This window comes from Providencia sp. PROV076 (assembly GCF_028483405.1).
Lineage (GTDB): Bacteria > Pseudomonadota > Gammaproteobacteria > Enterobacterales > Enterobacteriaceae > Providencia > Providencia huaxiensis.
Genome location: NZ_JAMPRR010000029.1, coordinates 52,444 through 70,463 on the forward strand (window position 1 = coordinate 52,444; position 18,020 = coordinate 70,463).

Below are 18,020 nucleotides of genomic sequence, written 5' to 3' on the forward strand. Positions count from 1 at the left end.
AGGCGAGAAGAATTCATGGAAATTATTATTTTAGGTGTCGTGATGTTTACCCTGATTGTCTTGGTGCTGACAGGTTTAATCCTGTTTGCAAAATCCAAGCTAGTCAACACAGGGAACATCAAAGTTGAAGTTAATGGCGATCCAGACAAAAGCTTTGAAGCTCCAGCAGGTGACAAGCTGTTAGGCATGTTATCAAACCAAGGTATTTTTGTTTCATCAGCGTGCGGTGGTGGTGGCTCTTGTGGTCAGTGCCGTGTGACAATCAAAGAAGGCGGTGGTGATATTCTGCCAACTGAGCTTTCACACATCAACAAACGTGAAGCAAAAGAAGGTTGCCGATTAGCGTGTCAGGTCAACGTTAAACAAGATTTAAAAATTGAGCTTCCAGAAGAAATTTTTGGTGTGAAGAAATGGGAGTGTGAAGTTATTTCTAATGATAACAAAGCCACTTTCATTAAAGAGCTAAAATTGAAAATCCCAGAGGGCGAGGTTGTTCCTTTCCGTGCGGGTGGCTTTATTCAAATTGAATGCCCGGAACATGTCGTCAAATATGAAGATTTTGATGTGCCGGAAGAGTATCGTGAAGATTGGGATAAATTTAACCTGTTCCGTTATGTGTCTGAGGTTAAAGAGCCAACGGTTCGTGCTTACTCAATGGCAAACTACCCGGAAGAGCATGGCATCATCATGCTAAACGTGCGTATTGCTACGCCTCCACCTCGTAACCCTGATGTTCCACCAGGAATCATGTCCTCTTATATTTGGTCATTAAAGCCAGGGGATAAAGTGACGATTTCTGGGCCGTTTGGTGAATTCTTTGCTAAAGAAACGGAAGCAGAAATGGTATTTATCGGTGGTGGTGCGGGAATGGCGCCAATGCGTTCTCACATATTTGACCAACTGCGTCGCTTAGATTCTAAACGTAAGATCAGTTTCTGGTATGGTGCGCGTTCAGTCCGCGAGATGTTCTACACAGAAGATTTTGACCAACTTGCAGCCGAACATGAAAACTTTACATGGAATGTAGCGCTTTCTGATCCTATGCCTGAAGATAATTGGAATGGTTATACAGGTTTCATTCATAATGTTTTATATGAAAACTACTTAAAAGATCATCCGGCGCCAGAAGATTGTGAGTTCTATATGTGTGGGCCTCCAATGATGAATGCTGCTGTGATTAAAATGTTGAAAGACCTCGGTGTTGAAGATGAAAATATCTTATTGGATGACTTCGGTGGTTAAGCAACTTAGCTGATTTTATTAGATTTATTAAAGTCAGTAGACAGTAATACTTTAAAGAGGGAAAATATTTTCCCTCTTTGTGATTTTAGTAAATCGATTAAGTGCTAATTAGCTAGCGCTTAATCGATAGATTTATAATTATTTTGACTGGAACATTCTCTGCATGGGTGACGATGTAAAGTGTGTTAATAGTCTGGGCGACCTTAACAAAATGCGCTCATGATTGACGCGGAGAAAATTATGCTAAGTAAAAGAATCTATACCCCAATACTGCTATTTGTTGCGGCTCTGTTTCTTACTGCCTGTGGTGGACCTGAACAGCAGAATCTTCAGGGGCAAACGATGGGCACGTACTATTCGGTTAAATATGTTACAGACTCTTCAGAGCCAAAGCCTGAAGCTATTCAAGCTGAAATAGATAAACGTCTGGAAGAAGTTAACGACCAAATGTCAACATATCGCCCAGATTCAGAATTAAGTCGTTTTAACCAATTTAAAGAAGTGAATACACCATTCCCTGTATCTGCTGCAACGGCAACAGTGGTTAAAAAAGCGATTGAAATTAATAAGCTGACAAGTGGTTCATTAGATGTAACGGTTGGCCCTTTAGTTAATTTATGGGGTTTCGGTCCTGAAGGAAGAGTGACTAAAGCACCTTCGGATGAGGAATTAGCTAAGCGTAGCGCTTGGGTTGGTATCGAAAAACTTGCTGTTCAAGATAATAACCTAATTAAAACAATCCCTGAGCTGTACGTTGACCTCTCCTCAATTGCTAAAGGTTATGGTGTCGACGTTGTTGCTGAATATTTAGAATCATTGGGTATCAATAATTATATGGTTGATATCGGTGGTGAAGTGCGTACGAAAGGAACAAATGGTAAAGAAGTGCCATGGCGTATTGCAATAGAAAAACCTGCAGCGGATGGGGCAAGCCAAACAGCACAAGAGGTCATTGAACCGGGTGACCGTTCTATCGCTACATCAGGAGATTACCGTAATTATTTCGAGCAAGATGGCGTTCGTTTTTCTCATACGATTGACCCGAAAACAGGAAAACCAATCACTCATAATTTAGTTTCTATTACGGTGATTGCAGAAAATTGCATGAGTGCTGATGGCTTATCTACAGGGCTAAATGTTTTGGGGCCTGAAGCTGGCTTTGCTTTAGCTGAAAAAATGAATATTCCTGTTTTCATGATTGTTAAGACAGATAAAGGTTTTGAAGAGCGTTATACTAAGGCATTCGAACCGTTTTTAACCAAAAAACAGTAGTTGTAGGAGGACAAAAAAATGCTTAATATTTTCATTGCAGCCTTTGCACTGTTTTTGTTGGCCTTTTTAGGCATGTCACTTGGGTATATTATTAAACGTAAGAGTATTCAAGGTAGCTGCGGTGGGTTAAGCAGTATTGGTGTTGAAAAAGTGTGTGATTGTCCCGAACCTTGTGATGCGCGTAAGAAACGCATGGCACGCGAAGAAGCACGTAAAAAACTGCTCAATAAAAACCGAATTATATAATTCAACTCTTAATTTATATACCTTAGCTAACAGTATTGTTGGCTAAGGTCGCTATGAAGAGCATTATACTATTTAATCTTACGGACGTGGCTTAATATAACTTGTTATTATGTAATAAAATAAAATGATTATTTTAAATAATGTAAGTTAAAAACTAAGCTATTATTGAAATAACTTAGTTTTTATATTGAAGTATATTATTTTTTAAATGCTTTAGGTGAATCAACCATTACAGCATCAACACCAATTTCTTTTGCGAGTTGGTAGTCACTTTCATTATTAACACCAAAAACAATGATATAAGCATTACCATTTTTTCTAAAACAATCAATAGCTTCTTTGTCCCATGAAATAACCGCAGGTGAACGGGCTTCACCTAAAGTGTATTTTTCAACAACTTCAATTTTTCGATGTAATTCAAAACCGAACCAACGGGTTTCAGATTCATGATTTTCCATAGGACATTGATGACTTATCACACTATTTGCCAGTATAGTGCGAGTTTCATCTCGGCTTTCGAATAACTGTAATTTAGGCTCAAGAGTTTTCAGTGCATTTAAAAATGCGTCATTAGTTGAATAAAAACGTACTCGATTAACACTATTTGTCTCTTTCAATAGATTAAGAATAGCTTCTGCTTGAATGTTAGGGTCTGCATCAGGTGATTTCAGGTCAACATAGAAAGTTGTATTCGGATATTCTTGCAAAATAGTTTTTAACGTACTAATCGTGGTTTTCTGCAAAGGAAACTGTTGATTATGTTTTTGGCTAAATTGATAAGCCGTATTGATTTGGTTTAGTTGCTCAGCGTTGTATGCGGATACTTTACCTTTTTTATCGGTTAGTTCATTCAGTTTGCTTGGTCGATATAAAACTAATTGATTGTCTTTACTTAATTGTACGGTTATCCAAATCGCATCTGACTTATTTTTAATCGCTAAATCAATAGCGTAAAGCGTATTTTCAGGGGCATCCGCAGTTCCTGCTCGATGCGCAACAATTTTAGGGGATAGTGCAAAAGCTGTCTGGCTAGCAAACAGTATTATGAGAGTTGCCATAAAATTAACATATTTTGATGTTGATATAATTGCCATAGATATAATCCATAGATAGTTTTCAAGGTATTGTCGTTGGTAAAACAACTCTTTCTATTACTTTTTTGTTTAAAAGTAAGTATTAACACTTATTTTTAAGACTAACTTTAAGTAGAGTCTTTAATTGGATAGCTTGGCAGATGATTATTGCAATATGATGAATTACCTAGTTATCATTAAGTTAGCACCCTGTTCATCAGTTTTATGGTGATGTAACAATGATTGCATGGCTAGCAAATACACTGTATATTTAATCAGGTGTTTGATTGGCAGGGTTAACTCGTGCGTAAAATTATTCATATTGATATGGACTGCTTTTATGCAGCGATAGAAATGCGGGACGATCCAAGCCTTCGCAATGTGCCTATTGCGGTGGGTGGAAGCGCAAATCGTCGAGGCGTTATTAGCACTGCAAATTATGAAGCCCGTCGCTACGGTGTTCACAGTGCTATGTCCACAGCAATTGCACTTAAGCTTTGCCCGCATTTGAAAGTTGTTCCTGGGCATATGGCACTTTATAAAGAAACCTCTTTGCATATTCAAAAGATATTTGCACGCTATACGGACCTCATAGAGCCCCTTTCTCTTGATGAAGCTTATTTGGATGTTACGGATTGCACACAATTGCACGGCTCTGCAACGTTAATCGCAGAGGCTATTCGCCAGCAAATCTTTGATGAACTGCAATTAACCGCTTCAGCGGGGATAGCGTCAATAAAGTTTTTGGCGAAAATCGCTTCAGATATGAATAAACCCAATGGTCAATTCGTAATCACACCGCAAAATATCGATCAATTTGTTCTTAACTTGCCTCTAAAAAAAATTCCTGGGGTGGGTAAGGTAACAGCCCAAAAATTAGCGGATATGGGGTTGATGACTTGTGCGGATGTCCAAAAATATGATGTTGTTGAATTGATTAAAAGCATGGGTAAATTTGGACAGGTACTTTGGGAGCGTTGCCATGGTATCGATGAGCGAGCTATTAACCCTGATAGGCTGAGAAAGTCGGTGGGGGTTGAGCGTACGTTTGCTGTGGATATTGACCAGTGGGGGGATTGTTTGCTGCTGCTTGATAAATTATATGATGAACTCCAACGGCGTTTGGCGAAGGTAAAACCTGACCTACGCATTGCTCGCCAAGGTGTGAAATTTAAATTTGCAGACTTCCAGCAAACCACACAAGAACACGTATATCCAGTTCTCAATAAACAGGATTTGGTGCAAATAGCGAAACAAGTTTGGGATAATCGGCGCCTAGGGCGTGGTGTTCGGTTAGTTGGCTTACATGTGATGCTACAAAGCCCACAGCTTGAAAGACAACTATTACTTGAATTATAAAAAAACACCCATCGTATGATAGGTGTTTGATTTGCAATTAATTAGTTGTTTATTCTTTAACTGGAATTGCTTTTAAAACCGCAGTTAATAATTTCCAATACTCACCAACGCTTGCAATATGCACACGCTCATCAGGGGAGTGTGCCCCACGAATGGTTGGCCCAATAGAAACCATATCCATGTCTGGGTAAGGTTTTTTGAATAAGCCACACTCAAGGCCTGCATGGATCACCATCACATTAGGGATTTTACCAAACAGTTTGTTGTAGGTATCGCTAACTAAATGCATCACTGGTGAGTCTGCATCTGGCTGCCAACCTGGGTAGCTGCCTTCCGCTCGGTATTGGGCTTGTGCTAATTTACTGATAGAGGTCAGCATGTTAACAACGTAGTTTTTGCCGCTATCGATAAGAGAACGCACAAGAAAGATAATTTCTGCTTTATCTTCAGTTAGTCGTACAACGCCTTCGTTAAGTGATGTTTCAACCACACCAATGGCAACATCACTCATGCGAATTACACCGTTTGGCGCAGCATTTAAGAAGAAAACAAAACGTTTTTGGCAGTCATCAGAAAGCGCTTTTAACTCACTCTGTGCTTCGTCTAGCAGTAGAACAAGGCTAGGTTCGACGACAGCTAATTCGTTTTTCAGAATATCTTCATAACGTGCTCTTAATGCCGTTAATTCAGCAGCTTTGTCTGCTGGAACAGCAATAACGGCATAGGCTTCACGAGGAATAGCATTACGGACAGTACCGCCTCTGAAATCTAATAATTTTAGGCTTAAATCTTCTGCGTGTCCTGCCAGAAAACGCGCTAGCAGCTTATTGGCATTACCTAAGCCTAAATGTACATCACCACCTGAGTGCCCACCTTTTAAGCCTTTTAGGGTCATTGTGAAGGTTTTATAGCCTTGTGGTAAGGCTTCACGAGTCAGGTCAAATGTGGTTGTAAAATCAACACCACCAGCACAACCCATGTAAATTTCACCTTCTTCTTCAGAGTCGGTGTTAATCAGAATATCTGCTTGCAACCAGCCGGCTTTCAAGCCAAAGGCACCTTCCATACCGGCTTCTTCGGTCATGGTCAGGAGAACTTCCATTGGGCCATGTTCAACACTATCATCAGCAAGAACCGCCAATGCAGAAGCTAAACCAATGCCGTTATCAGCGCCTAATGTGGTTCCTTCAGCAGTGACCCACTCTCCATTAACATATGGACGAATTGGGTCTGTTTTAAAGTCATGCACCGTGTCGTTATTTTTTTGTGGCACCATGTCTAAGTGAGCTTGTAAAACAACCCCTTTGCGGTTTTCATAACCAGGTGTTGCAGGTTTACGGATCAGAATATTGCCCACTTCATCGCGTTCAACGTGAAAGCCCTTTTGTTTAGACCAATCAACAATATGCGCTGCTAAGGCCTCTTCATGGTATGAAGGGTGTGGGATAGAGCAGATTTTAGCGAAGATGTCCCATAGCGGTTGGGGGGATAATGTAGCAAGTTCAGACACGTTTTTCTCCTTTTCCCGTCATATTTTGAGTTGTAGCGTTGTTGGCTTCACTCGTAAACCCTAGTCACATACTTATGCATGCTCCTAGGGATTTTCTCATTTGCCGCCTAGCCACAACCCAAATTATTTAGGGAAAATATTTAATTTCCTTGGGGTATGGCATCACTAGTTTTATTGACCGAGCAACTCAAATTACCTCAGAGATTTTTAGTTGAGTTATGTTAGTTACTAGCTTGATATGCAAAATTAAATGATGCATTGCTGATAAACTCAGGATAACACTTTCTTTTGAGCAATGGACAGTGTAAATGATAATAATTAATGACGAATGACGCTTTTTGCTGGTTTTTAACCGCCCAAATCACTATAATCTCGCGCAACCTTTTTTCCGCAAGACACATTTCAGATTTACTCAGCAGTCGGGACCCGAATTATATGAGCGAAAAATATGTCGTAACGTGGGATATGTTGCAAATACATGCCCGTAAACTCGCACAACGTTTATTACCAGTAGAGCAATGGACTGGTATTATCGCGGTTAGCCGTGGTGGCCTTGTTCCTGGTGCACTTCTCGCACGCGAACTTGGTATTCGTAACGTTGACACCGTTTGTATTTCTAGCTATGACCATGACAACCAGCGCGAATTAAACGTGATTAAACGCGCCGAAGGTGATGGTGAAGGCTATATTGTGATTGATGACCTCGTTGATACTGGCGGTACAGCACAAGCTATTCGTGATATGTACCCTAAAGCGCACTTTGTGACTATTTTCGCAAAACCAGCAGGTCGTCCATTAGTTGATGATTACGTTGTGGATATCCCACAAGACACATGGATTGAACAGCCATGGGATATGGGTGTCGTTTTTGTTAAACCATTGTGTGAACAAGATAAATAAATCGGTGTTTCAGGCGAGTTTTAGGTGAAAAAACATTGTTATTATAAAGTATTATCGACTTTATTGATTGCAAGAACACATTAATACCTAAAATTTTTAAGCTAAACGCGATATAATTTGGGGAATGCATTTTTGCATTCCCTTTATTTTTTGGCCAAGTTCAACTCTGATAGACAAGGAAATAGGGATGACTCAGCAAAACCTTTCAGAAAAACTTTTCAAACCTAAAGTCAGGCAAGTTGAAACGTCAACACTAGTCTCTTATTCATCTCAAACCATTTCTCAAATCAAAGAACATAGCGTGTTAAGCGGGTCTCATCATGCGGGGTGGTATCGTATGATCAACCGCTTAATGTGGATTTGGCGAGGGATCGACGCCTTAGAAATTGAAGAAGTACTGAGCCGCATTGCTATCTCTGATGCCGAGCGCAGTAATGATAACTTATTGGATACGGTCATTGGCAACCGGCGCGGAAACTGGTGTTTCGAATGGTCCCAGCAAGCCATGCATTGGCAGCAAAAAGCATTAGAGTTTGAGAAAGGTGCAGAGGCAGGGGATGCTTGGTTACGTTCAGCTAACTTGTACAGCATTGCTGCTTACCCATTTATTAAGGGCGATGAGCTTGCTGACCAAGCTATTTTGCTGGCTTGTAAAGCTTATGATAGCGCAGCGAAATTTTCTCAATACCGCTTAAAGAAAATTCCATTTAAAGTTGATGGTGGAAAAGAAGTCTGCGGCTTTCTACATATCCCTTCACAGGGTCAAGGGCCTTACCCGACGGTGATGGTCTGCGGTATGTTAGATAGCTTACAAATTGATTTTTGTCGCTATTTTCGTGACTACCTTGAACCTCTTGGTATTGCGATGCTAACACTGGACATGCCATCCATTGGTTATTCTGTTAAGCAAAAACTGACCCAGGAAACAAGCACGTTACATGAGCAAATCGTTCGCCAACTAGGGGATATTGCTTGGATTGACCATACGCGTTTTGGCATTGTGGGCATGCGTTTTGGCGCAAATATAGCATTAAGATTGGCTTATATGTGCCCTGATAAGATTAAAGCAGTCGCTGTCATAGGGCCAATTGTGCACAGTTTATTGCATGAAGAAAAATATCAGCAAGATATTCCTCGGATGGTTTTGGATGTGTTCGCCAGTCGCTTGGGTATTTATCAAGTTGATGGTTCTGCTTTACGCCATGAATTAAGCTGTTATTCACTTAAAAATCAGGGGCTTTTAGGGAAACGTAATCAAGTTCCAATGTTATCGGTTAGCCTTAAGGATGATATTTATAGCCCTAAAGCGGAATCTGATTTAATTCGACGTTCATCGATGGATGCTGACACGATAATTTTACCAAGCAAGCCTGTTTTTGCTAATTTTGAAAAGGCATTAAGTGAAACTACCAATTGGTTAAAAGCAAAAATACTTTAATTTTATTTAATAACTTGCTTATTTTTTCCCATTTGTTAAAAAGGGATCTTCCCAAGAAGGAGATCCTTAACATGGCTTTACCGACTGATTACTCAAATGGAAAGTATTTAAAGAAGTTTGCTACGATAGGACCTTATTTACGTGAAAAACAATGTTTAAATGGTTGTTATATATTTGATAGCCTTGTTGTTTGTGTAAATGCAAATATTGCTCCAGAAAAACGTGAATTTTGGGGGTGGTGGTTAAAATTGGTTGCAACTGATAAAGGCTTTGAATTTACTTATCATTTTGGCCTATACAATAGCCATGGTAGCTGGCAAGTTAAAACCTTAAAAGATGCAGCAACCATTGAGGCGACTGAGCAAAATTTAGTGTCTTTTCATCAAGCCCTTGTTAAACAATTATCTGAACTTGAGTTGAGCCTCTTTCCCTCCCCGCTAATGGCAGAATTAAAACTGGAATTAAGCGCATAAATTTGTTTTAAACCAACTTTTGTTGAATTTTGCGTTATGCCTGTTGGCATAACGCGCTTCTCCTGATAAAAATGATACCTACTTTTTGGTTTATTAATCCTAATGGCAGAAAAATGATGAAAAATAGCCAGACGCTGGTGGTTAAATTAGGGACCAGTGTATTAACAGGGGGCTCGCGCCGTTTAAATCAAGCTCACATTGTTGAGTTGGTTAGGCAGTGCGCGCAGCAATATGAAAAAGGGCATCGTATTATTATTGTGACTTCTGGGGCAATTGCCGCAGGTCGCGAACATTTAAATTACCCCGAACTGCCGGCTACCATAGCATCTAAACAGTTGCTTGCGGCGGTCGGTCAAAGTCGTCTGATTCAGTTATGGGAACGGTTATTCTCCATTTATGGCATTCATATCGGGCAAATGTTACTGACACGAGCCGATTTAGAAGACAGAGAACGTTTCTTAAATGCACGAGATACCTTGCAAGCACTGTTAGATAACGGAATTATTCCAGTTATCAATGAAAATGATGCCGTTGCTACCGCGGAAATAAAAGTCGGTGATAATGACAATCTATCTGCTTTGGCTGCGATCCTCGGTGATGCTGACAAACTGTTATTACTGACTGATATCGAAGGCTTATATGATGCCGATCCACGCAGTAATCCAAACGCAAAATTGATCCCCGAAGTATATGGTATTAATGATGAACTTCGTGAAATGGCGGGGGGAAGCGTAAGTGGGTTAGGAACCGGTGGAATGGCAACTAAACTGCAAGCGGCAGATGTCGCAGGCCGTGCAGGGATTGATGTTATCATTGCTGCTGGAAATAAACCGGATGTTATTAATGCGGTTATTGAAAACCTTCCTGTTGGCACCCGTTTTTATGGGCAAAAAAACCCAATGGAAAATCGTAAACGTTGGATTTTCGGCGCTCCAGCCGCTGGGGATGTGTATATTGATGATGGTGCACAACTGGCGATCATGGAAAAAGGCAGTTCGTTATTGCCAAAAGGTATTCAGAAAATTGAAGGCGATTTCTCTCGAGGTGCTGTGATCCGTATTCGTAATATGGCAGGAAAAGACCTTGCTCATGGGGTCAGCCACTATAATAGTGATGCACTTAGAATGATTGCGGGGCACCATTCACAAGAAATCAGCAAAATACTTGGTTATGAACACGGTTCTGTGGCCGTTCATCGTGATGATATGATAGTGAGTTAATTATGTTAGAAACAATGGGTAAGGCGGCAAGGGTTGCTTCGTGGCAATTAGCTCAGTTAAGCACCAAACAAAAAAATGCAGCACTATTACAAATTGCTGATCTACTAGAAAAAGACAATGCAGTTATACTTGCAGCGAATCAAAAAGACATGGCGCAGGCAAAAGAAAGCGGTATGACTGAAGCGCTGCAAGACCGCTTATTATTGACGCCAGAGCGTTTAAAAAGTATTGCTGATGATGTCAGAAAAGTATGCCAATTAGCGGATCCTGTTGGGCAAATCATCGATGGAAGCCAATTGGATAGCGGTTTAAATTTGCAACGTCGTCGTGTCCCACTAGGGGTTGTTGGTGTTATTTATGAAGCTCGTCCTAATGTCACCGTGGATGTGGCTTCGTTATGTTTAAAAACAGGTAATGCGGTCATTTTACGTGGCGGGAAAGAGACTCATCATACTAACCTCGCGGTGGTGGAAGTTATTCAAAAAGCATTGGAAAATAGCGGGCTACCAGCAGATGCAGTACAAGCTATCAATAACCCAGACCGTGAATTAGTCGCGCAATTACTCAAATTAGATCGCTACGTCGATATGCTAATCCCTCGCGGTGGTGCGGGTTTACATAAATTATGCCGTGAGCAATCAACGATCCCAGTCATTACGGGTGGAATTGGCGTTTGCCACACATTTGTTGATAAATCGGTGGATTTTAATAAAGCCATTAACGTGATTATTAATGCAAAAGTTCAGCGCCCAAGTGCCTGTAATTCACTTGAAACATTATTAGTCCATAAAGAGATTGCGAATGAGTTTTTACCGTTTTTAAGTGACAAAATGGCGCAGCAACAAGTTACACTACATGCAAGTGAGAAAGCGCTTCCATTGCTAAAACAAGGCCCAGCAAAAGTTGTTGATGTAAAACCTGAAAACCTTGTTGATGAATGGCTATCACTGGATCTTAACGTCGAAATTGTTGATGATATTGATGCAGCTATCGACCATATTCGCCAGTATGGCACCGCACATTCTGATGCTATTTTGACAGAGTCTATCCATCAAGCTGACTATTTTGTTCAGTGTGTAGATTCAGCAGCGGTATATGTTAATGCAAGTACTCGTTTTACCGATGGTGGGCAGTTCGGTTTAGGCGCAGAGGTTGCCGTGAGTACGCAGAAATTACATTCACGTGGCCCTATGGGGTTAGATGCGCTGACAACGTATAAATGGATCGGATATGGCGACTTTTTAAGTCGTCCATAAAGAGTAAAAATGATGAGATAGCCACACTTGTGTGGCTTTCTTTTTTTGTTTGCCAAATTAGGCAATTTATCATAAGCAAATTTGTAGTTAGTATTGCTTAGTATTTATGATGATGGGATGAAATTTAATGTTTTACATTATCGGTCCAAGAGGTGCGGGTAAAACCACAATTGGTAAAAAGTTTGCAGAATCTAAAGGTTATCAATTTGTTGATACAGATAAATTGATTTTAGAAAAAGCCGGAAAAAGTATTGCTGAAATTGTTGAACAGCACGGTTGGGATTACTTTCGCCAGTTAGAGACTGACGTCCTTAAGTCGATTACGCAAAGCGATATGATTGTTTCAACTGGTGGGGGGCTTGTTCTCGCAGAAGAAAATCAGCAAATTATGCGTAATAACGGCACCGTTATTTATTTAAATACCAATCCTGAAGTTTTAGCAAAACGCCTTGCTGCAGAGCCACAAGCAGATCAGCGGCCAAGCTTGACGGGGAAATCTTTAGTTGAAGAAATTGAAGAAGTGATGCAGCAAAGGGAGCCTATCTATCGCGCGACAGCACACCATATTATTGATGCTGCGCAGCCAGTCGACGATATCATCACACAACTTAATGATTTAACTTAAACGTATTTAGGGTAAGCCATCGGTATTTTCGGAATATACCAATTAGAGTAAAGGGAGCGGCTCAGTAAGATAGACGCAACTAAGGGTAGAAACGTATCACTCTAATATATAAAAATATAATCATAGTATAGGGACTCATTATGTTGGCAAAGATAGTCAAAACAGTACTTAAATTTTTATTTCGTGTACAAGTTATTGGTGATGCGAAAGAATTTAGTCATGATAAATGCTTAATTACACCTAATCATGTTTCTTTCCTTGATGGTGTATTAATTGCACTTTTCTTGCCTGTTAAACCTGTATTTGCTGTTTATTCGACATTTGCCACACCGAAAATGGTGAAGCGGCTTAAGCCCTATGCAGATATTGTCCCCCTTGATCCTGCCAACCCTCTAGGTATTCGCCATCTCGTTAAAGAGGTAGAAAAAGGGCGCCCGATAGTTATTTTCCCAGAAGGCCGAATTTCGGTTCATGGCTCTTTAATGAAAATATACGAAGGCGCAGCGTTTGTGGCCGCAAAGTCCGAAGCAAAAGTTGTGCCTATTCGTATTGAAGGGGCTCAATATAGCCACTTTGGGCGTCTGAAAGGGATTTTTCCATTAAAATGGTTTCCGAAGATCACATTGCATATCTTGCCGGCACAAGATATTCCAATGCCAGAAGCACCTAAGGCTGTAGAGCGTCGTGCCTTGGCGGGTGAACACCTGTACCAAATCATGAAATCTGCTCGTATGTCTTGTTTACCACGAGTCACATTAGTTGAAGAATTTATTCAAAGTGTCCAGTTTTTTGGGCGCCGCACGCCTTGTATTGAAGACATCGCATTTAAAGAGGATTCATATCAATCTCTATTGAAAAAAACGTTAGGGGTTGGTCGTATTATCGAACGTTATACACATGAAAATGAAAGGGTTGGCTTATTATTGCCAAATGCGACAGTCACCGCGGCTGCGATCTTTGGCGCTTTAATGAGAGGCCGAGTACCTGCTATGCTTAATTACACTGCGGGCAGTCATGGTATTAGCAACGCGTTAAAAGCTTCTGCAGCGAAAGTGGTCTTTACTTCCCGCCAGTTTTTGGAAAAAGGCAACTTAACTCATATTCCAGAACAAGTGCCAGAAGCCAGTTGGATTTACCTTGAAGATTTAAAAGACACGGTAACATGGCAAGATAAAATATGGATTATTAAGCACTTACTTAACCCTAAAAAAGCGATTATTCCCCGAAAACCGTCCGATGAAGCGATTGTTTTATTTACATCCGGCTCAGAAGGTACACCCAAAGGTGTTGTCCATAGCCATGCCAGTTTAATGGCAAACGTAGAACAAATTAAAACGATCGCTGATTTCACACCTCGTGACCGCTTTATGTCATCACTGCCGCTATTTCACGCATTTGGTTTGACGGTTGGCTTATTTATCCCACTATTTTCAGGGAGCCGAGTTTTCCTTTATCCAAGCCCATTGCATTACCGGATCATTCCTGAATTAGTCTATGACAAAAACTGTACCGTATTATTTGGGACATCAACCTTTTTAGGTAACTACGCACGGTTTGCTCATCAGTATGATTTTGCACGTTTGCGTTATGTGGTTGCCGGCGCAGAAAAATTATCGGATAAAACGAAAAAGATCTGGTTTGATAAATTTGGCATCCGAATTCTTGAAGGTTATGGGGTAACTGAGTGTGCACCAATTGTATCAATCAATGTCCCTATGGCCGCGAAAGAAGGCTCTGTAGGACAAATTTTACCCGATATGGAAGCGCGAATTATCCCAATCTCTGGTATTGAACAAGGCGGTAAACTACAGCTTAAAGGCCCAAATATCATGAAAGGGTATTTGCGTGTTGAAGCTCCAGGCGTACTTGAAACACCGCAAGCTGAAAATGCACAAGGTGAAATAGAGGAAGGTTGGTACGACACAGGTGATATCGTTGAATTAGATCATAAAAATTTCTGTACGATAAAAGGCCGTGTTAAACGTTTTGCTAAACTTGCAGGCGAAATGGTTTCTCTCGAAAGTATCGAGCAAATGGTGGCTTCTCTTTCTCCTAGTGCAAATCACGGTGTGGTTACAAAGCCAGACAGCAGTAAGGGTGAAGCGCTTGTTTTGTTCACAACAGATAAAGAATTAGACCGTAGCGCATTGTCTAGCGGAGCCAAAAGCAAAGGGTTAACCGAGTTAGCGGTTCCTCGCGATATTCGTTTTGTTAAAGAGTTGCCAGTACTCGGTAGCGGTAAAACGGATTTTGTCACATTAAAGCAAATGGCATTAAAGGATGAATAAGATGCAAGAAAGTACTTCCAATTCACCGTTAATGAGCAGAGGGATGAAAGCCGTTCTTGCTTCACAGTTTCTCTCTGCATTTGCAGATAACGCATTATTATTCGCCATATTAGCCCAGCTAAAAGCCGAATTTTACCCTGAATGGAGTCATCCTATCCTGCAAATGGTGTTTGTTTTTACGTACATCGTTTTAGCACCGTTTGTTGGGCAAATCGCAGATAGGTTCTCAAAGGGACGTGTGATGCTGTTTTCTAACATCTTCAAGTTTATTGGGGCATTAGGGATTTGTTTTGGCCTAAACCCATTCCTTTGTTATGGGTTAGTGGGAATCGGCGCAGCTTCATATTCACCAGCTAAATACGGTATTTTGGGGGAACTGACCGGGGGAGATAACCTCGTTAAGGCCAATGGTGTCATGGAAGCTTCAACAATCGCAGCCATTTTAGTGGGGTCAGTTGTTGGCGGAATGCTTTCCGATATTAACTTAATCTTAGCGCTGGGAACATGTGCTGTACTATACGCATTAGCCGTTATCGCGAATTTTTTCATTCCACACTTACAAGCTGCGAGGCCTGGAAAAGGTTGGGATCTTAAATTATTGATGACGTCTTTTTTTAGTGCTTGTCGCGTGCTATGGGCAAACCAAGAAAGCCGTTTTTCACTAGTAGGAACCAGCTTGTTTTGGGGGGCTGGGGTAACGCTACGTTTTCTGCTCGTTGCATGGGTACCTGTGGCGCTGGGGTTACAAGACAACACAACACCAACTATTCTAAATGCAATGGTTGCGGTGGGAATAGTCGTAGGTGCTGGGCTTGCTGCCAAATTTATTACTTTAAAAACGGTTTATCGTTGTATCCCTGCTGGCGTTATTATCGGGATAATGGTGGTGTTACTTTCGTTGCAAACTAATATTATTCCATCCTATTTTATTTTAATTATTCTTGGTATTTTTGGCGGTTTATTTGTCGTTCCGTTGAATGCATTATTGCAAGAAAAAGGGAAGGAGACCGTTGGGGCTGGGAATGCGATTGCGGTACAAAATTTAGGTGAAAATAGTGCAATGCTGATTATGTTAGGCTTGTACTCATTAGCAATTAAAGCAGGTTTGTCAGTTGTGAATGCGGGTATTGGTTTTGGTGCTGTCTTCGCAATTGCGATTGCGGGTTTATGGGTTTGGGATCGTGCTCGTAAAAAAATGGTATAAAGGTAGATAACATCATGATAGATGAGAAGCTGCTTGAAACACTGAGTATTCAGGTTGGGCTAAAACTGAAAGAACAAGGTAAAACAGTCACAACCGCAGAGTCTTGTACTGGGGGCTGGGTCGCTAAGGTTTTAACCGATATATCGGGTAGTTCAGATTACTTTCAGCGTGGCTTTGTGACATACAGTAATGAAGCAAAGCATCAGATGATCGGTGTTAAGGATGAATCTTTACAGCGATATGGTGCTGTAAGCCAACAAGTTGTGACTGAAATGGCGACAGGTGCTTTGCAAGAAGCCTGTGCAGATTTCGCTGTTTCAGTTAGTGGGATTGCAGGCCCTGGGGGCGGTAGTGTAGAAAAACCTGTTGGTACGGTATGGTTTGGTTTTGCACAAAAACAGGCAGACCAGACAGTATTTGTTACTACACAACATAGAGTGTTTCAAGGAAACAGAAATGAAGTTCGTTTTCAATCAACAGCTTATATACTTGAAACACTTTTAAAACAGTTAAATTAAAAATTTCCTTGATACTGTATGATTATACAGTATAATTAATTTCAACAAACCGAATTCAATCGTTTTATTTGCAGTGGTCAAATCATTGCACTTAGGGAGTAAACATGGCTATTGATGAAAACAAACAAAAAGCACTTGCAGCAGCATTAGGCCAAATTGAAAAACAATTTGGTAAAGGTTCCATTATGCGTCTTGGTGAAGATCGCTCTATGGATGTTGAAACTATCTCAACAGGCTCCTTATCCCTTGATGTTGCATTGGGTGCTGGTGGCTTGCCACTAGGTCGTATTGTTGAAATCTACGGCCCTGAATCCTCAGGTAAAACAACATTAACCCTGCAAGTTATTGCAGCAGCACAACGTAGCGGTAAAACGTGTGCTTTCATCGATGCTGAACACGCTTTAGACCCTATCTATGCTAAAAAACTAGGCGTAGATATCGATAACTTACTGTGTTCTCAACCTGATACAGGTGAGCAAGCGCTAGAAATTTGTGATGCATTAACTCGTTCAGGCGCAGTTGATGTGATCATCGTTGACTCCGTTGCTGCGTTAACACCGAAAGCTGAAATTGAAGGTGAAATTGGTGATTCACATATGGGCTTAGCAGCTCGTATGATGAGCCAAGCAATGCGTAAATTAGCGGGTAACTTAAAGACATCTAACACTCTACTGATCTTTATCAACCAAATTCGTATGAAAATTGGTGTTATGTTTGGTAACCCAGAAACAACAACGGGCGGTAATGCATTAAAATTCTACGCATCTGTTCGTTTAGATATCCGTCGTATTGGTGCTGTGAAAAATGGCGAGGAAATCGTCGGTAGTGAAACTCGCGTTAAAGTAGTAAAAAACAAAGTTGCAGCACCGTTTAAACAAGCGGAATTCCAAATTTTGTATGGTGAAGGTATTAATACCTTTGGTGAGCTAATTGACTTGGGTGTAAAACACAAGTTAATTGAAAAAGCTGGGGCTTGGTATAGCTATAACGGCGACAAGATTGGCCAAGGTAAAGCTAATTCAACAAATTATTTAAAAGAGCATCCTGAAGTCGCTCAAGAAATTGATACCAAACTGCGTGAAATGCTATTGAACCACACCGGTGAATTTAGCAGTGCGGCAACAGACTTTATCAATGATGCTGATGAAGAAGAAACACCAGAAGAATTTTAATATCAACCTAACTGATTGATTAATTGATAATTTATAGGCGCTCCACTGATGTGGTGGCGCCTGTTTTATTTTACACCTATTGCATTAATAGTTTATTGAACAGTTTTTCTGTGGAAAAATACACCAGTGAAACGTATAAACATACTTTCAGAAAATATCTAGACGCTTTACAATGAAAGCTGCGAATGGATGTATCTATATTTTACTTCTGCACAAAGAGACTT

Annotated in this window: 16 protein-coding genes; 14 read left to right on the forward strand and 2 right to left on the reverse strand. The window is 40.7% G+C overall.

Annotation, left to right across the window (positions count from 1 at the left end):
- Positions 1-15 precede the first annotated feature (15 nt).
- From nqrF to nqrM, 3 genes are all read left to right on the forward strand, one after another.
- Positions 16-1,242, forward strand: a complete 1,227-nt coding sequence (gene nqrF / locus PSF67_RS17215; protein ID WP_166267735.1) for an NADH:ubiquinone reductase (Na(+)-transporting) subunit F — start codon at positions 16-18, stop codon at positions 1,240-1,242.
- A 240-nt stretch (positions 1,243-1,482) separates the two neighbouring features.
- A complete protein-coding gene (locus PSF67_RS17220) occupies positions 1,483-2,514 on the forward strand; it encodes an FAD:protein FMN transferase (RefSeq protein WP_102139784.1) in 1,032 nt (343 codons plus the stop codon).
- 18 nt (positions 2,515-2,532) lie between these two features.
- Complete coding sequence (nqrM, locus tag PSF67_RS17225) at positions 2,533-2,760, forward strand: (Na+)-NQR maturation NqrM (protein WP_102139747.1); 228 nt, start codon at positions 2,533-2,535, stop codon at positions 2,758-2,760.
- A 197-nt stretch (positions 2,761-2,957) separates the two neighbouring features.
- On the opposite strand, the gene PSF67_RS17230 is transcribed toward nqrM, so the two are convergent.
- Positions 2,958-3,854, reverse strand: coding sequence for a glycerophosphodiester phosphodiesterase family protein (locus PSF67_RS17230; protein ID WP_272677320.1), 897 nt, complete (start codon positions 3,852-3,854; stop codon positions 2,958-2,960).
- A gap of 282 nt (positions 3,855-4,136) precedes the next feature.
- Between PSF67_RS17230 and dinB the strand changes: the two genes are divergently transcribed.
- Positions 4,137-5,192: a DNA polymerase IV gene (gene dinB, locus PSF67_RS17235; RefSeq protein WP_272677321.1), complete on the forward strand. Its 1,056-nt coding sequence runs from the start codon at positions 4,137-4,139 to the stop codon at positions 5,190-5,192.
- 49 nt (positions 5,193-5,241) lie between these two features.
- Here the strand turns inward: dinB and pepD are convergent, their stop codons facing one another.
- The gene (pepD, locus tag PSF67_RS17240) at positions 5,242-6,702 is read right to left on the reverse strand and encodes a beta-Ala-His dipeptidase (RefSeq protein WP_272677322.1); all 1,461 of its coding nucleotides are present in this window, start codon (positions 6,700-6,702) and stop codon (positions 5,242-5,244) included.
- 435 nt (positions 6,703-7,137) lie between these two features.
- On the opposite strand from pepD, the gene gpt reads away from it, so the two are divergent.
- From gpt to recA, 10 genes are all read left to right on the forward strand, one after another.
- Positions 7,138-7,602, forward strand: a complete 465-nt coding sequence (gpt, locus tag PSF67_RS17245; RefSeq protein ID WP_272677324.1) for a xanthine phosphoribosyltransferase — start codon at positions 7,138-7,140, stop codon at positions 7,600-7,602.
- Between the two features lie 187 nt (positions 7,603-7,789).
- Positions 7,790-9,040, forward strand: a complete 1,251-nt coding sequence (gene frsA, locus PSF67_RS17250; RefSeq protein WP_102139743.1) for an esterase FrsA — start codon at positions 7,790-7,792, stop codon at positions 9,038-9,040.
- A gap of 71 nt (positions 9,041-9,111) precedes the next feature.
- Positions 9,112-9,513, forward strand: coding sequence for a sigma factor-binding protein Crl (gene crl / locus PSF67_RS17255; RefSeq protein WP_102139742.1), 402 nt, complete (start codon positions 9,112-9,114; stop codon positions 9,511-9,513).
- Positions 9,514-9,629: 116 nt separating this feature from the next.
- Positions 9,630-10,733 carry a glutamate 5-kinase gene (gene proB, locus PSF67_RS17260; RefSeq protein ID WP_102139782.1) on the forward strand — a complete coding sequence of 368 codons (1,104 nt, stop codon included), beginning with the start codon at positions 9,630-9,632 and terminating at the stop codon, positions 10,731-10,733.
- A 2-nt stretch (positions 10,734-10,735) separates the two neighbouring features.
- Positions 10,736-11,989, forward strand: a complete 1,254-nt coding sequence (gene proA / locus PSF67_RS17265; protein WP_206276196.1) for a glutamate-5-semialdehyde dehydrogenase — start codon at positions 10,736-10,738, stop codon at positions 11,987-11,989.
- A 127-nt stretch (positions 11,990-12,116) separates the two neighbouring features.
- Positions 12,117-12,614 (forward strand): shikimate kinase AroL, encoded by a 498-nt coding sequence (gene aroL, locus PSF67_RS17270; protein WP_102139740.1) that lies wholly within the window; start codon positions 12,117-12,119, stop codon positions 12,612-12,614.
- Positions 12,615-12,754: 140 nt separating this feature from the next.
- Positions 12,755-14,902 carry a bifunctional acyl-ACP--phospholipid O-acyltransferase/long-chain-fatty-acid--ACP ligase gene (aas, locus tag PSF67_RS17275; RefSeq protein WP_272677325.1) on the forward strand — a complete coding sequence of 716 codons (2,148 nt, stop codon included), beginning with the start codon at positions 12,755-12,757 and terminating at the stop codon, positions 14,900-14,902.
- Position 14,903: 1 nt separating this feature from the next.
- Complete coding sequence (gene lplT / locus PSF67_RS17280) at positions 14,904-16,106, forward strand: lysophospholipid transporter LplT (RefSeq protein WP_272677326.1); 1,203 nt, start codon at positions 14,904-14,906, stop codon at positions 16,104-16,106.
- A gap of 14 nt (positions 16,107-16,120) precedes the next feature.
- On the forward strand, positions 16,121-16,624 hold the full coding sequence (gene pncC, locus PSF67_RS17285) for a nicotinamide-nucleotide amidase (protein ID WP_231068257.1): 504 nt from the start codon (positions 16,121-16,123) through the stop codon (positions 16,622-16,624).
- A gap of 104 nt (positions 16,625-16,728) precedes the next feature.
- Positions 16,729-17,796 (forward strand): recombinase RecA, encoded by a 1,068-nt coding sequence (gene recA, locus PSF67_RS17290; RefSeq protein WP_102139736.1) that lies wholly within the window; start codon positions 16,729-16,731, stop codon positions 17,794-17,796.
- Positions 17,797-18,020 lie beyond the last annotated feature (224 nt).

Coding starts and splice junctions, on each gene's coding strand:
- pncC (WP_231068257.1), top strand. CDS start 16,121: ATGATAGATGAGAAGCTGCTTGAAACACTGAGTATTCAGGTTGGGCTA.
- lplT (WP_272677326.1), top strand. CDS start 14,904: ATGCAAGAAAGTACTTCCAATTCACCGTTAATGAGCAGAGGGATGAAA.
- proB (WP_102139782.1), top strand. CDS start 9,630: ATGAAAAATAGCCAGACGCTGGTGGTTAAATTAGGGACCAGTGTATTA.
- nqrF (WP_166267735.1), top strand. CDS start 16: ATGGAAATTATTATTTTAGGTGTCGTGATGTTTACCCTGATTGTCTTG.
- gpt (WP_272677324.1), top strand. CDS start 7,138: ATGAGCGAAAAATATGTCGTAACGTGGGATATGTTGCAAATACATGCC.
- aroL (WP_102139740.1), top strand. CDS start 12,117: ATGTTTTACATTATCGGTCCAAGAGGTGCGGGTAAAACCACAATTGGT.
- frsA (WP_102139743.1), top strand. CDS start 7,790: ATGACTCAGCAAAACCTTTCAGAAAAACTTTTCAAACCTAAAGTCAGG.
- proA (WP_206276196.1), top strand. CDS start 10,736: ATGTTAGAAACAATGGGTAAGGCGGCAAGGGTTGCTTCGTGGCAATTA.
- aas (WP_272677325.1), top strand. CDS start 12,755: ATGTTGGCAAAGATAGTCAAAACAGTACTTAAATTTTTATTTCGTGTA.
- PSF67_RS17220 (WP_102139784.1), top strand. CDS start 1,483: ATGCTAAGTAAAAGAATCTATACCCCAATACTGCTATTTGTTGCGGCT.
- recA (WP_102139736.1), top strand. CDS start 16,729: ATGGCTATTGATGAAAACAAACAAAAAGCACTTGCAGCAGCATTAGGC.
- PSF67_RS17230 (WP_272677320.1), bottom strand. CDS start 3,854: ATGGCAATTATATCAACATCAAAATATGTTAATTTTATGGCAACTCTC.
- nqrM (WP_102139747.1), top strand. CDS start 2,533: ATGCTTAATATTTTCATTGCAGCCTTTGCACTGTTTTTGTTGGCCTTT.
- crl (WP_102139742.1), top strand. CDS start 9,112: ATGGCTTTACCGACTGATTACTCAAATGGAAAGTATTTAAAGAAGTTT.